General features: G+C 64.1%; 12 protein-coding genes. 7 read left to right on the top strand and 5 right to left on the bottom strand.

Features of this window, described 5'->3' with window-relative positions; all coding sequences use genetic code 11:
- Positions 1–38: 38 nt before the first annotated feature.
- From ACZY0Q_RS01395 to ACZY0Q_RS01380, 4 genes are all read right to left on the bottom strand, one after another.
- Positions 39–3,188, bottom strand: coding sequence for a beta-phosphoglucomutase family hydrolase (locus ACZY0Q_RS01395; protein ID WP_463913806.1), 3,150 nt, complete (start codon positions 3,186–3,188; stop codon positions 39–41).
- The gene (locus tag ACZY0Q_RS01390; RefSeq protein WP_463913803.1) at positions 3,185–4,558 is read right to left on the bottom strand and encodes a phenylacetate--CoA ligase family protein; all 1,374 of its coding nucleotides are present in this window, start codon (positions 4,556–4,558) and stop codon (positions 3,185–3,187) included. Before ACZY0Q_RS01390 ends, ACZY0Q_RS01395 begins: the two co-directional genes overlap by 4 nt.
- 87 nt (positions 4,559–4,645) lie before the next feature.
- Complete coding sequence (locus ACZY0Q_RS01385) at positions 4,646–4,915, bottom strand: SHOCT domain-containing protein (protein ID WP_463913800.1); 270 nt, start codon at positions 4,913–4,915, stop codon at positions 4,646–4,648.
- A gap of 273 nt (positions 4,916–5,188) precedes the next feature.
- On the bottom strand, positions 5,189–5,983 hold the full coding sequence (locus tag ACZY0Q_RS01380; RefSeq protein ID WP_463913797.1) for a hypothetical protein: 795 nt from the start codon (positions 5,981–5,983) through the stop codon (positions 5,189–5,191).
- A gap of 173 nt (positions 5,984–6,156) precedes the next feature.
- Here ACZY0Q_RS01380 and ACZY0Q_RS01375 point away from each other — a divergent pair, with 173 nt between their 5' ends.
- The 5 genes from ACZY0Q_RS01375 to ACZY0Q_RS01355 all read left to right on the top strand — a co-directional run bounded on the left by ACZY0Q_RS01375 (position 6,157) and on the right by ACZY0Q_RS01355 (position 10,271).
- Entirely contained in the window at positions 6,157–7,167 is a 1,011-nt protein-coding gene (locus ACZY0Q_RS01375) for a PspC domain-containing protein (protein ID WP_463913794.1), read from the top strand.
- Positions 7,164–7,493, top strand: coding sequence for a hypothetical protein (locus ACZY0Q_RS01370; protein ID WP_463913791.1), 330 nt, complete (start codon positions 7,164–7,166; stop codon positions 7,491–7,493). Before ACZY0Q_RS01375 ends, ACZY0Q_RS01370 begins: the two co-directional genes overlap by 4 nt.
- An 18-nt stretch (positions 7,494–7,511) precedes the next feature.
- Complete coding sequence (locus tag ACZY0Q_RS01365; RefSeq protein ID WP_463913788.1) at positions 7,512–8,471, top strand: polysaccharide deacetylase family protein; 960 nt, start codon at positions 7,512–7,514, stop codon at positions 8,469–8,471.
- Positions 8,472–8,567: 96 nt separating this feature from the next.
- Positions 8,568–9,536 carry an alpha/beta hydrolase gene (locus ACZY0Q_RS01360; protein ID WP_463913785.1) on the top strand — a complete coding sequence of 323 codons (969 nt, stop codon included), beginning with the start codon at positions 8,568–8,570 and terminating at the stop codon, positions 9,534–9,536.
- Between the two features lie 396 nt (positions 9,537–9,932).
- Positions 9,933–10,271: a hypothetical protein gene (locus tag ACZY0Q_RS01355; RefSeq protein ID WP_463913783.1), complete on the top strand. Its 339-nt coding sequence runs from the start codon at positions 9,933–9,935 to the stop codon at positions 10,269–10,271.
- A gap of 380 nt (positions 10,272–10,651) precedes the next feature.
- On the opposite strand, the gene ACZY0Q_RS01350 is transcribed toward ACZY0Q_RS01355, so the two are convergent.
- On the bottom strand, positions 10,652–11,347 hold the full coding sequence (locus ACZY0Q_RS01350; protein ID WP_463913780.1) for a TetR/AcrR family transcriptional regulator: 696 nt from the start codon (positions 11,345–11,347) through the stop codon (positions 10,652–10,654).
- Between the two features lie 94 nt (positions 11,348–11,441).
- Here ACZY0Q_RS01350 and ACZY0Q_RS01345 point away from each other — a divergent pair, with 94 nt between their 5' ends.
- Both ACZY0Q_RS01345 and namA read left to right on the top strand, forming a co-directional pair.
- Positions 11,442–11,825: a nuclear transport factor 2 family protein gene (locus ACZY0Q_RS01345; RefSeq protein ID WP_463913778.1), complete on the top strand. Its 384-nt coding sequence runs from the start codon at positions 11,442–11,444 to the stop codon at positions 11,823–11,825.
- Positions 11,826–12,043: 218 nt separating this feature from the next.
- Positions 12,044–13,123 carry an NADPH dehydrogenase NamA gene (namA, locus tag ACZY0Q_RS01340; protein WP_463913775.1) on the top strand — a complete coding sequence of 360 codons (1,080 nt, stop codon included), beginning with the start codon at positions 12,044–12,046 and terminating at the stop codon, positions 13,121–13,123.
- Positions 13,124–13,630 lie beyond the last annotated feature (507 nt).

The raw sequence follows: 13,630 nt of genomic DNA, 5'->3' as shown, positions 1-13,630 counted from the left end.
CCGTTGGTGCGCCCCGCCGTCGTCCTTTTTCTTTTGCTTCAGCCTGCCACAAGCGTGAAGTGCCGTGTATCGCCGGCCCCCAGGAGGACACGTTCGGAGCCGACCTGCAGGCAGATGGCGGGGGCGTCACCGGGAGCTGCCGAGACGGTCAGCTTCCCGTGTTCGAGGCTGACGGCGAGCAAATGGTCCCGGTAGCGGACATGGAAGGACACTGTTCTTATCCCTTTGGGCATCTTCGGGGCGAAAAGTAGCGCGTCACCGGTAATTCTGAGGCCGGCAAAGCTCCGCTGCACAACGTCAATGGTTCCTGCCATCGCACCAAGGTGGATGCCTGTCCGTGTGGTGCCCCCCTGTGTGTCGTCAAGATCAGCACTGAGCGCTTCACGGAAGGTACTCCAAGCCCGGTCCGGATCCCTTGCCGCCAACACTGAGGCGTGGGCCACCCGGCTGAGAGTGGAGCCGTGCGCCGTCCGTGCCAGGTAGTAGTCCACCGTTTCTTCGAGCTGCGCGGAGGACACTTCATACCCCAGGCCGGCCAGGAAGAGCGTCAATTCCTTCTCGCCAAGAACGTAGAGCAGCATGAGGACGTCAGCCTGTTTGGCCAGCCTGTACCGGTTTGTGCTGTCGCCCTCGGCCTCGAGGATCAGGTCCAGGCGTTCGATGTTTGTGTAGGCGTTCCGGTAATGCTCCCAGTCCAGTTCCCGCAGTTCTTCGTATCCGGCGAACTGGCTGATGATGCCGTCGTGGAAGGGTACGAACATCCGTTGGCTGACGTGCCGCCAGCCGGCGATTTCCGAAGGGTCTATCGCGAGGCGCGCCTGGAGGTCCTCAAGGTCGTGACCGTGGAGCAGCGTCATGATTCCGCAGGCTTGGGCGCATACCCAGGCGGCCATGACGTTCGTGTACGCGTTATCGTCAAGCCCTGCGTCTATGTTGTCCGGATAGCCCGTGTGATACTCATCCGGGCCCATGATTCCCCGAAGATGGTACCGGTCCTCGTCCTGGTCGTATTCAGCCATCGAGGCCACGAGCCGTGCCACCTCCAGGATCAGTTCGGCACCGTGGCGCAGGAGCCATTCCCTGTCCTGCGTGGCCAGGAAATACTGCCATGCATTGAACGCGACGGCGAGGCCTGCGTGCCGCTGCAGATGCGAATAGTCCGGTACCCACCGGCCGGAGCGCCGGTTAAACAGCCAAAAAGGAGTTTCTTCCCTCCCGTCACTTCCGCTCTGCCACGGGAAGAGCGCTCCGTGAAGCCCTAATGCGGCGGCAGCTTCCCGGGCCGCCGGCAGCCTGCGCCACCGGTAGTTGATGACGGAGCGCGCTACGGAAGGCATCCTCGAGGTGAGGAGGGGCAGCGCGAAGAGCTCGTCCCAGAAGATGTGGCCGCGGTAGCCCTCGCCGTGCAGCCCGCGCGCGGGCACTCCGGCGTCGAGTTCAGCGGTGTGCGGGCTGAGTGTCTGGAGCAAATGGAAAACATGAAGGTTCAGGATCAGCTGCACCTGTGGGCTGCCGTCGATATCGATCGCGAACAGCCCCAGCAGCCTACGCCAGGCGTCCTCGTGCTCGGCGAGCAATTGCGCAAAGGTTTGATCGGCGGTCCTGAGCATGTTGCCCGCCGCCAGTGCCGGCGAGGAGACGGCCCGGTCACGGGAGGTAAACAGGGCGGCAGTCCTGGTGACCACCGCCGGCTCGGCGTCCGTCAATTGAAGCTTCCAGGACCGGTAGTAGACGCCCTCCTCCTCACCGGGATCGCCGCTGCCGGCCTGCCCGGAGATTTCCGTCCGCAGCGCCGTGGCGATCCTGATGTGGCTTTGGCTTGTTTCCACTTCAACCACCGGGATCGGTTCAGCGGGGTCCGGTATTTCCAGCCTGACCAGATGATGGTGGGCCAGCAGCGCGTCTTCCGGTACGTTCTCGTTGGTGATGCCGCAGTCCACGCCGCTACGGACCACTGCGGACCCGCTCCAGCCCACAGCCGTCAAAGTTGTCTCGAGGGCCACCAGATGTGGTTGTGCCATGGACACGAGCCTGCGTTGGCCCACTGCCATCCGGCGCCCGCCGGGTGCCTCCAGCACCAGTTCCCTTTCAAGTGTGGCCCGGCGCATGTCGAGCACCCGCCGTTCGCGGAGAATTTTCAGGCCGCCCTTGGACCACCAGTCCGTTCCGTCCAGCCGGAGGTCCAGGACCAGACAGTTGGGCGCGTTCACCATATGCTCGTCCTCCACATCCTGGTCCTGCACCCTGCTCACCAGGCGGTTGTAGACACCAGCGAGGTACGTTCCCGGATAGTGGACCTCGCTTTTTGTGCTTTCAGGAGCAGCGCCGCGGACGGCCAGATACCCGTTTCCGAGCGTGGTCAGTGCCTCCCTATGGCCTTCGTGGGCGGGATCGTAGCCCTCATAGATGAGCCGCCATGGGTCGGTGAGGACACGGCCCAGATCCAACTGGCTCACATCAGTCAGTACGACGTCGGCACCTGCCGCCTCGAGTTCGGCTCTCCGGTCTGCCCGGTCGATGCCCACGACCAGGCCGAAGCCGCCGCGGCGCGCGGCCTCCACACCGGCTATGGCATCTTCGATGACCACCGCACGCGCGGGCGGGACTCCCAGGCGGTGCACGATTTCCAGGAACACCGCGGGGTCAGGTTTGCCGGGAAGCCCTAATTCGCCGGCGATGACACCATTCATGACCAGGTCGAATGAGGCGGACAGGCCTGCCGCTGCCAGGACGGCGGATGCATTGCGGCTTGAGGTGGCCACGGCAACGGGGATCCGTTCCGAGCGCAGTCTTTCAACGAGCGCGACCGTTCCCGGAAAGGACCTGACGCCGTCGCGTGCCAGACGCTCCTTGAACAGCTGGTCCTTTAATTTGGCAAGCCCCTGGACCGACCAGTCCCCGGCGGCGTCCGCACGGTTGCCCTTGGGCAGGGTGACGCCCCGGGACGCGAGGAAGGATGTCACGCCGTCTTCCCGAGGCCTGCCATCCACGTATTTCAGGTAATCACCGCCGGTGAAAGCGTCCTTTCTGGCTTCCGACGGAATCCGCGGATCGCCCAGGACCTGGTCGAAGAGCTGCTTCCACGCTGCCTCATGGACAGACGCCGTGTCCGTCACGACGCCGTCCAAGTCGAAGATGACGGCGTCAAAGGGGGACTGCGCCGCAGACGCCGTGGGTGACGTGGTCATGGCCGGTCCCGGGCGCCAGAGGCCCACGCGCGCACGAAAGGTGCTTTCCCGAGCGGTGTCCTTTCCAGGTGTTCCACAACCCTCACCTCAAGCGGAATCCGGGCAGCTCCAGCCGCGGCGAGCGCGCTTTCCACATCTGCCCGGACGCCCTCTGTGGTGCCTTCCGGAGTGAGTCCGGCGAGAAGAATCCGCAAGCGGGAGGGCTCCTGAACTACCTGCCATCCCGATGAGGCCGCCTGATCCAGGACGTGATGGAACACATTGGGGTGGATGTTGACGGTGCCTTGCCTGCCGGGCAACTGCAGGATGTCCTCAAGCCGCCCTTCAATATCTTGCAGCAGGGTAAAGGACCGTCCGCACGGACAACCGCGGCCACCCAGGCTGATGGAATCGGACATCTCATAGCGGATCAGCGGCATGGTCCGGGAGAACAGGACGCTGACGAGGATTTTGGCCCCAGCGCTTCCCGGCGGCACCGCCCTGCCGGCCTGGTCCACGGGTTCAATGAGGAGCAGGTCTTCGTAGATGTGCTTGTTCCGGAATTCGCAGGGGGAAGCGATCCCGGCCGTTTCGGTGGCGGCATAGACATCGAACGGGGCCGTTCCCCACGCTGCTTCAAGGTCCGCCGCCGTCTGCGGCGTCAGTACCTCAGAAGCGGACATCACGCCCTGGGGTGAGATGCGGAGCCGGCCGGCGAGCTGTTCGGCGGCGAGCGGCAACAAGGCCGAGGCGTAGCCGACGAGCACCCGGGGCTGGAAGCCGTTTAACGCCGCCACGGTGTCCTGCATCGGGGCGGTGACGTCCAGGCGGAGCGTGGGGACCAGCGCGGAGCGGAGCGAAGCGCCGACGACAGCGGATTGGTGGGTAGGCACGAGGGAACTGACCAGAGCCACCTTCAGGAGCCGGCTGAGGCCTGCCGGGATTCCGGTCCAGTCATAGGCGCGCGCATAGGAGGCGAGGACGGTGGCCCACTCAGGGCGGTCCCAAAGAAAGGTTCCGCGCCGTCCCGTGGTTCCGGCAGTCGCCGCGGACCACCAGCGTCCCTTCCACGGTATTCCCGGGTCTCCCCCACCCTGCGTAAGCGAGTGCATGTGGTCCTCAAGCACCGCCAGGCTGAGTCCGGGGGCAGTGACGGCGTCGTCAAAGTTCTCCATCAGGTCCGCTTTGGTCACCGGCGGCAGCTGATCCAGGGGCGCATCAAATAGTCCGGCGTGGTGGCGGCGATAGAACGCCGATCTCTTATATGCAGCGTTCCGCAAGTCCTTCAGGGCCTCCTGCTGGTGTTCCTCGATCCGGGCGGCATCCCAGTGGTCCCGCGGCCGCCATGCGGCCCGAAGGAACAGTACCCGGGACACGAGGCGAAGGTCCATGGCACGGTCACCGGACAGCTGCCGGCGGGCACGGGCGGGACCGGCGTCCCGGCAGGCTGGACGTCTTGGGGTGGGAAACGCTACGCCTCATCTGTTGGGGCCTCGTCGGAGAACGGAGAGCCTGGAAGTGTATTCAGTCTCGTCGATTTCTCCGCGGGCAAACCTTTCGGCCAGCAGATTCTCCGCATAGCCAGGGCCTGAGCCGGAGCTGGCTTCAGGGTTGCGGCCCCGGTTGCCTGGTCCGAGGGCACGAGCCAAGAGAACGACGGCTGCGATGACAGCACCCCAGAACAACACAAAACTGATAACCATCAGGACGTAGCCCCAGCCGCCCATACTGCCGTTCCAATACATCATCTCAAGTCCTCCGGTGCCGTCCGGGGCAGCAATCGCACCGGGCCTGGATTCACTCTCACTCCGGCCGCCCTGCAAGGCCAGAGGCTTTGGTCCCGGTGCCCCTGGCGTCAGGACCGGCTGAGCACGCGTAAGCACGGCAGGGTAGCGATGCGGCTTGCGCCCGGCGGTTCAAGCCGGAACCACTGTCTGCCGGGATACGGCGGGTAACGCTTCCATCGGCCGTCCGGACCCCGGCCCGAGCGGACCTTTTCCACAGCGTCTGCTAGGCGGGGATCAGGTGGGGAGCCGCTTGCCCTGAAGTACTCGAGTCCGCGGAGAATGTCGAAATGCCACTGTGGGGGGGAACGGGAAACGGGTGAACTCACTCCTGGCAATCCGGCCGGTTGTGTGCGAACGGTACAAGTGATGGAGCATGAAGAACGCCCGTCCCCTTGCGGATGCCTCCCGCACATCGATAGCACCGCATGCAAGACGATAGGCAAGGAGTGCTTCAAGGACGGTGATGCTGGTGTGGAAGGAGCTGTGCCGGGAACCCGTCCTGATGGCCCGGCAGTTCCAGCCGCCGTCGGCGAGCTGGTCCCGCAGCAACCAGGTCACCGCGGTGTCTATACGCGGGTCCTGGTATTGGAAATGGGAGGCGAGCGCCACGAGCATGCCTGTGATGCAGGTTTCCGGCGCACTGTATCCGAAAGTAAGTCCTCCGTCGGTGTACGTGGCACCTTCCCACAGGCATCGGCAGCCGTGAACGACTCTAGGGTCACCTGCCGGAAGGCCCAGCCAGCGAAGCAGGAGGAGGGTGTATGCCGTGGACGTCCACTTGGGCAGGTAGAGTCCGTGGGCCCACGTACCGCCATCGTCCTGGGCAGCCAACAGCTGGGCGCCCCACCCTTCCGTTGCCATGCGCTGGCGCTCGGCGGCAACCACATCCGGGGGCGCGCCCACGAGGTCTTGAAGGACCTGCCACCTGATGCCCGGGTCGCCTTCGAGCAGCCACTCGGTGACATCGAGTGTCGCGGAACGCGATGGCGCCGTTCCTACCGGGTCTTGTGGGACTGCGGGCTCAGTCATGGGGGCCACTCGGACCGCGACTCCTGATGCATCGCTTCTCCCATCTCCTGGGCCGCGAGCGACTGGGGCGGGACGTGGCCCGGACTCGAACTTCCTGGCCCTTCAACTTTACGTCCACGCCCCCGTCCGGGTTAGGTCTTACGCGTGGATCCCGTGACTTTCGGCTCTAATCCATGGCCCCGGTTGGGCGCATGTTTGAGACAGGGAGAACGAAGGGAACGGAGCCGATGACCACATTTGGAGGGATTGAGCAGCCAGCAGGCGGGGCCCCGAAACCACCCACTGCACCCGCGCCACAGCGCACACCTTTTCCGGGCTTCGATTGGGTCCGCAGGCAAAGCATCCGTCGCGGCCGGGACCGTTGGCTGGGCGGTGTGGCGAGCGGGGTCGCACACAGGATGGGGGTGCCTCCGTTCGCCGTTCGGGCAGTCTTCGTGGGTCTCACCCTGTTCTCGGGTCTTGGCCTCTTCGCTTACGGCCTGGCCTGGGCGTTGCTCCCCGGAGGGGACGAGCTCATCCACGCCGAGGAGGCCGGCCACGGACACTGGTCCGCTGGAATGACCGGAGCGGTGACCATGACCTTGCTCGGCCTCTCGGATGCGGACACGAACCCGATCACAGCACCTTGGGGGTTGTGGTGGTTCCTCTGGCCAGTGGCCTGGGTGGCCGCCGTCGCCGCGGTTGTTTACCTCATCATGAGCCGCAGACGTCCGGCCACGTCCGGCTCATCGCGTTCGCAGCTTGATACTTCAACGGTCCTCCCGTTCACGGCAAGCCAGGGAGGAATCCCGGCGGAAAGCGCGCATCGCTCTCCCGACGCACCTTCCCGGTTCGGGCGCAGCAGTCCTTCGCCGGCCCGTGCCCGGCACCACAGGCCAGATGACCCGGGAAGGCCCTTTACCGCCGTCGTCAGCGGTGTGGCCGTACTCGTCGCCAGCTTGCTGCTTGTCCTGGAATCTGCGGGCGTCATTGACCTTGGCGGCGGGGTGACGGCCGTCGTGTGGGCAGCTGCCGCGGCTGTCCTGGGGCTGGGAATCCTCGTGGCGGGGCTGGCATCTCGCAGCAGCGGCATCCTTGGCTTCCTCGCCGTTGCTGCACTGGTGTGCGCTGCATTGACGGGTTTTTTCAACGCTCCGGGCAATGTGGCGGTGGGACGCATCACCATTGGGCGCCCGAGTCCATGAGTGAGCTGACGGACGGCTATAACATCGCGGCAGGAAGCGGGGAACTCGATCTGAGCTCCGTGGCCGCAGCGGGTCCGCTCCCGTCGGACATCACAATGCCCGTCAGCCTTGCAGCCAGTAGCGTAACCATCCAGATCCCTACGGGGATCCCGGTCCGGTTGAACAGCCGCATGGCGTTCGGCACGGTCCAGTACCTCGACGGCGGCAGTTCCACCGGTATCTGGAATCCCGAAGAGCACACCTTTAACGCAGAGGCACCGGGCGGGACCTTGGTCCTGGACCTGCAAGGCGCCTTCTCCACGATCAACATCGCCGGTCCGTCCTGACAGTCGGATCTGAGTAGCGTGGTTGCCGTCGTCGTAGCGCTTGCCGTGGTGGCTCTCGCCATCGCGCTCGCGGCGCTGATCGGCGCCCAGACGGGAAGCCCGCCGTCGTCTGCTCCACCGTCCACTTCTGTACCGTCCACTTCTGTACCGTCCACGACGTCCGCCGGGCCAGCGACGACTACCGCGGCGCCGTCACCTACGCCGACGTCTTCTCCCCTCCCTGTCGGCACGGAGACCCCGGAGGCCGGACAGACGCCAGTCCAGCCGCCCGTGACCACACCGCCGATCACCGGGCCGGAACAGCCAGAGACACCAGGTCCGCCGCCCGCCGCACCCTTCCCGCCGTCATTGCGCGGCCAGGACCTCACGGTCGTTCCCGGCGCCGGGCGGGTCGTGGCACTGACTTTCGACGCCGGGGCGAACTCAGCCGGCCTTCCGAAAATCCTGTCGGCGCTCGCCGCCAAGGGCGTGCCGGGTACGTTTTTCCTCACCGGCCACTGGGCTGCCACGAATCCGGGAGGTGTGGAGCAGATTGTTGCGGCGGGCCATCGAGTGGCGAACCACTCCATGACGCACCCCGGATTCACCGGACTCCCTGATGAGTTGATCGCCCAGCAGGTACGCGGAGCCGAACAGGCCATCTCGGCTGCCGGCGCGGACCCGCGCCCGTTCTTCCGTTTCCCCTACGGTGAACGGGACGCACGGACCATTGCGGCCGTGAACGACCTGGGCTATGTGGCCGTCCGGTGGACCGTGGATACGCTGGGCTGGAAAGGCACCAGCGGAGGCATCAGCACACAGACAGTCACGGAGCGGGTCCTTGCAGGACTCCAGCCCGGTGAGATCGTGCTCATGCACATCGGATCCAATCCCGACGACGGCAGCACCCTGGACGCCGACGCCCTGCCACGGATGATCGACGGGATCAGCGCGGCCGGCTACGGCTTCGTCACCCTCGATGAGCTGTTAGGCAGCTAGGACGGCGGCCGACGCATCGTTCATAACCTCGCGCCCTCCCGCCCCTTCGGCCTTGGGACCAGCCAAAGTCGCAGAGAACTGATGAATAATCGGGTGGTGGACGCGTCATGGAAGAAAGATGTACTCGGTGAGGGATTCGAACAGCTGGAGCTCGCCCTCTCGGACAACGCCGTAGCTACTCTTGTGAGGTACCAGTCCGGCGAAGAACTCGACCCGAACCCCGTCGCTGCAGACGCGGACGTCCTCTACGTCCATGGCTGGTCGGACTACTTTTTCCAGCAGAAATTGGCACGTTTCTGGTACCGGAACGGCGCGCGGTTCTTCGCACTTGACCTACATAACTACGGCCGCAGCCTGCGGCCTGGCAACACACCTGGCTTCGTCGCCGATCTGAGGGACTACGACGAGGACATAAGCGCCGCTCTGGAGGCCATGGGCCGCAGCCGAAGCAGGCCACGGATCCTGCTTGGCCACTCGACCGGTGGCCTCATCCTCAGCTGGTGGGTTCATCGGCACCCGGGTGTGGCAACTGCGCTGATCCTGAACAGCCCCTGGCTTGAATTTCAAGGCGCCGAAATAGGCCGCCGCGCCATTTCTCCCTTGATCCAACTCCAGGCCCGGCGCCACCCGCTGGCGCCCCTGCCAGTCCAAGACCCCGGAATCTACTCGCGGTCGCTGTCCTCGGAATTCGGCGGGCAATGGACCTACAACAAACTCTGGCGCCCCTACCGCGGCTTCCCCGTCACCAGTGCCTTCCTCAACGCTGTGTTCGAGGCCCAAAACGCTGTCGACGCCGGCCTCAGAATCGACGTCCCGATCCTGACCATGCTTTCCACACGGGATTACCTTCAACCCCGCTGGACGGAAACGGCCACAGAAGCCGACGTCGCCCTGAACGTTGACGTGGTCGCTCACCGCGCGCTTTCCCTTGGAAACAACGTTACCGTCGTGCGGATCCCGAAGGCCGTGCACGACATCTTCCTCTCCCCTGCCCCGGTAAGGAAGAACGCCTACCGAGAAATGGAGCGCTGGCTCGGCGGATACCTCAACCGGCGCTGCTACTAGGGAGCGAAATGGTTACCACCGTAGGGTAGCCAGGACGGACTTTTTACCCTGTTGCGGCCGGCAGACAGAAAACTCTGGGGCATAACACAGCTGCTCACTTTTTTAGTGTCAGTCGTGGGCATTTGGGAACCGGACGTCTACACCGGGATCGTGGCACCGTCCGTCTCCCCGACGCCTATTCCCAAGACCTCATTTCCGCGGCAGCGGCCATCATCCTGCTCTGTCTCTCGCTGGCCCGGCGTTCGAACCAGCCCAAACCCCAGATCATCGCTCTGGGGCTCCTGGGTTACCTCTTCTACGCGTACGGCATCTACGTCATCGAACGCGCCTACAACGGCCTGTATCTGGTGTACATGGCCATATTCACGCTGTCCTTTTGGGCGCTAATCTCCGCGGGTGCGCTTTCAGAAAAGAGCGGGTGCGACTTTCAGAAAAGAAACGGGCGCTGCGGCTGTGCCCAGGACGCTGCGGCTCGCCTCAGCCGCGGGTGCCCTCCTACAGCCGCTGATCTTTTATCCGCTCTGGATCGCAATGCTCCTGCCGCTGATGCGCACCGGCGAGCAGATCGATTCACTGTATTCGATCTTCATCCTGGACCTGTTCTCTATCATGCCGGCGTTCCTCATTCTCTCGATCCTGACCTTTAGGTCACACAGAGTGAGATGTGGATGTGATCGCTTGATGGCGGCAGTCTGCGGGGGCTTGGTGTCGGACTTTCGCATCTCTAGAAGGTGAAGTCTGACATCTCTGGGGACACGACTTCAGGGCTGGCTGGCGCCCGGACGAGCGGACCCGACCCTGGCACGGGGCAACGTCACCACGCCTAAGGGGCGAGCAGGGGAACGCCTAGATCGTCGCAGACTCCGGCTGTACCTGGAATGACGCTCACTTTTCCGCCGACAACGTACTCGGTGAGGAATGGGATGAATTGCTGTAAGTCCTGATGTTGGGATCCGGGCTTAGCCGGGTACTCAAAAGCAATCAACTCGAAACCATACCGACGACGCAGTGGAAGCCGCCGGCAGCGTCCTCGCCGATAGCAGCTAGCGTCACCGAAAGATCAAAGTAAGCCGCAAACCTCTGAAACTCACACCGGAAACGTGCAGTTTTTTTGCTTACGCCTGTGTGTCGGTTGCACCGCCTGGCGACCGCCCCGAGGGCGGTCGCCTCGCACCCCCATCGTTTCTATCAGCTTCCGGGATCATACGCATCCCCGCCGCCACCTGCCGTCGCAACATGTCTGGCGGGACGCCGTCATGCGCTCGGAGCGCGAGTCCCTCGGAGATCATGTTGATGGCGTGTGCGAGTGCGAGAGTGTCGGTGACTGCGGGGATTTGTCCGCCTCGGATACCGAACTCGAGTTTGCCTTGAAAACGGCGTACTCCGTCTTCTCCGATGGCTGCGAGAGCGCGTGCGACGTCGCTGGTGCGGTCCTCCAAACTCACTGCGGACTGGACCACGAGACATCCGAGATGGGTCCCCGGAACCGATATCACCCCCACGAAGTCGCTGAAGAATCGGCGGAATGCATCTACTACCCGCGGTTCTTGATCGAAGGCATCCCACACTGGATCCCAGAAGGTCCGCTCGTAGTGGTCCACCACGTCGATGAACAGCTGCGCCTTGCTGCCGAATGCCGCGTACAGGCTCGGTGGGTTGATTCCAATGCCCGCGCACAGCTGGCTCACTGAGGTCCCCTCGTAGCCACGCTCCCAAAACATGTCCATAGCGGCCTCAAGTGCCTGCTTCTCATCGAAGCCCCGGCGTCGCCCGCGCGTGACGTCTCGCGGCTTCGCATTCGGCTTGGACATAAGCACCTCCCGGAGTTGACGATTTACTGTAGTGGTCACTACAGTAACATTTGTAGCGATCGCTACAGAATATGTTTGAACGCAAGGAGTGCAGATGTCCGAGAAGACCTACGTCCAGGAATACAACGCGGTGCGGGAGACCTTGTCCAAGTACATCGAGGGCTGTGCGAAAGCAGACGGCTCGATTATGCGGCCGGCCTTCCATGCTGACGCGGTGATGTTCACCACCGCCGAATCGGCGGTGACGCGTGTGCCGGTTCAAGCGCTGTTCGACGGTATCGACAACGACTTCAAGCCATCGAACCCGAACCCGGCCGTCGTGACCGTGGACATCGTGGGCGATGTCGCCAGTGCGCGGGTCGATACCGACGACCTCGACGGGTTCCGCTTCAGCGACTTCTTCCACCTGCTCAAGGCGAACGGTGAGTGGCAGATCGTGGCGAAGACGTTCTACACGCACTCCACCCCCGCGAGCTGACTCCCGCTGGCATCGGGGCGCCCCTTCGTGCCGCCCCGATGCCCACCCCGTTCCCGACGGGAACATATGAACAATGAACCTGCGCTGGACGTGGAACCCACTCGGGTAGCCCCCAAAAAAGCAGTCTCAACACAACATGACCGTGCTGTCGGCGTCCGTGATGCCTGACACACGCTCGATCCACCAGCTTGTCGCTGGCAGTTCTTAAGGAGCTTTTCTTGTCTACAACACTTCTCGAGCCTTACACGATCCGTGGGGTGTCCTTCCGGAACCGCATCGTGATGTCGCCGATGTGCATGCACTCCGCCACAGCCGAGGGAGTCGCCACTGACTTCCACGTCATGCACTACGGATCCCGCGCCCTCGGCGGTGCGGGCCTGGTCATGACCGAGACCGCAGCCGTCGCGCCCAACGGCCCGATCGGTCCCGGCGACCTAGGAATCTGGGACGACGCGCACATCCCGAACCTCCGCCGCATCGTGGACGCCGTCCACCTGGTGGGCGGCCGCATGGGTGTGCAGATCGGCCATGCCGGCCGACAGCTCGGTCTCCCCGAACTGACTGCCGTCGCTCCCTCCGCGATCGCGTGGGGGCCGGACTCCCGTATCCCTGAGGAGCTCACTCAGGAGGGCATCGCCGAAATCGTCGAAGCGTTCCGTACCGCCGCTGTGCGCGCCAAGGTGGCGGGGTTCGACGTCGTCGAGGTGCACGCCGCCCACGGCTTCCTTCTCAACGAGTTCCTCTCCCCGATCTCGAACAGGCGCACCGACGAGTACGGCGGAGACCACGCCGGCCGCTACCGCATCGTCCGCGAAGTCCTCGACGCCGTCCGCACTGAATGGAACGGGCCGCTCTTCGTGCGCATCTCCTCGACCGACTACGTCGAGGGCGGCAACACCCCGGAGGACTTCATCGTCTTCGGACGGTGGATGAAGGAGCAGGGCGTTGACCTCATCGACGCCTCCTCCGGCGGCACCGCGCCCGTCAAGGTGTCCTCGTTCCCGGGGTTCCAGGTTCCCGCTGCGGAGCTCATCCGTAGGGAGGTCGGTATCCTCACTGGCGCCGTGGGGCGCATCGAGACCGGCCAGCAGGCTGAGGACATCCTTCGCAACGGCCGCGCCGACCTGGTCTTCATCGGCCGCGAGATGCTCAAGGATCCGTTCTGGGCACGCACCGCCGCGGACGATCTCCGGCATGCGATCCAACCGCCAGCGCAATACACACGCTACGGCTCGGCGTGGCAGCGCACCCAGCCCCCACTGCCCGCAGCCCCGCTCCACGAGACAGTCGCGGCGTAGGATTCACAGCGCTCGTGTAGCCCACCCGGGAAGAAACCGAACATGGCACGAACGCCATTGACCGACGATCTTCCCGGGTGCGCCATGGAAGCGAGCGTCGCAATCATCGCGGTAAATGGAAAGGCGTACTCCTCTTCCAGAAATCACGATGAAGGTGTTCCAGATAGGCGACATATATGTGGCTCAAACCGACCTGGACTGATCGATTGTGCGGCCGGGCCTGGTGAGGGACGAGCCCGGCGACGGCAGGGTGACTGCGGGACTGGCTATCGACTACGGCGACGTGCGCCGAACGTGGCTGTCTCCATCCACGCCGCGCGGCTCCAGGGATTCGCCGTTGATAGTCAGGCCCCAGCTGGTTAGGATCCCGTGTCCTGAACGAAAATCTTATGAGGGTGGCTTGGCTGGATGTCTCCGTTCGGCGAGGGGATACAGAAGGATGGACCCCCACCATCGCGACCACGCCGGTCCACAGCGGCCCCGCCGCTGAATCGGCATTCCATCCCG

This window comes from Pseudarthrobacter lactosi (assembly GCF_055412785.1).
The sequence above is the reverse complement of the archived record's forward strand: the minus strand, read 5'-3'. Positions and strand labels throughout refer to the sequence as shown.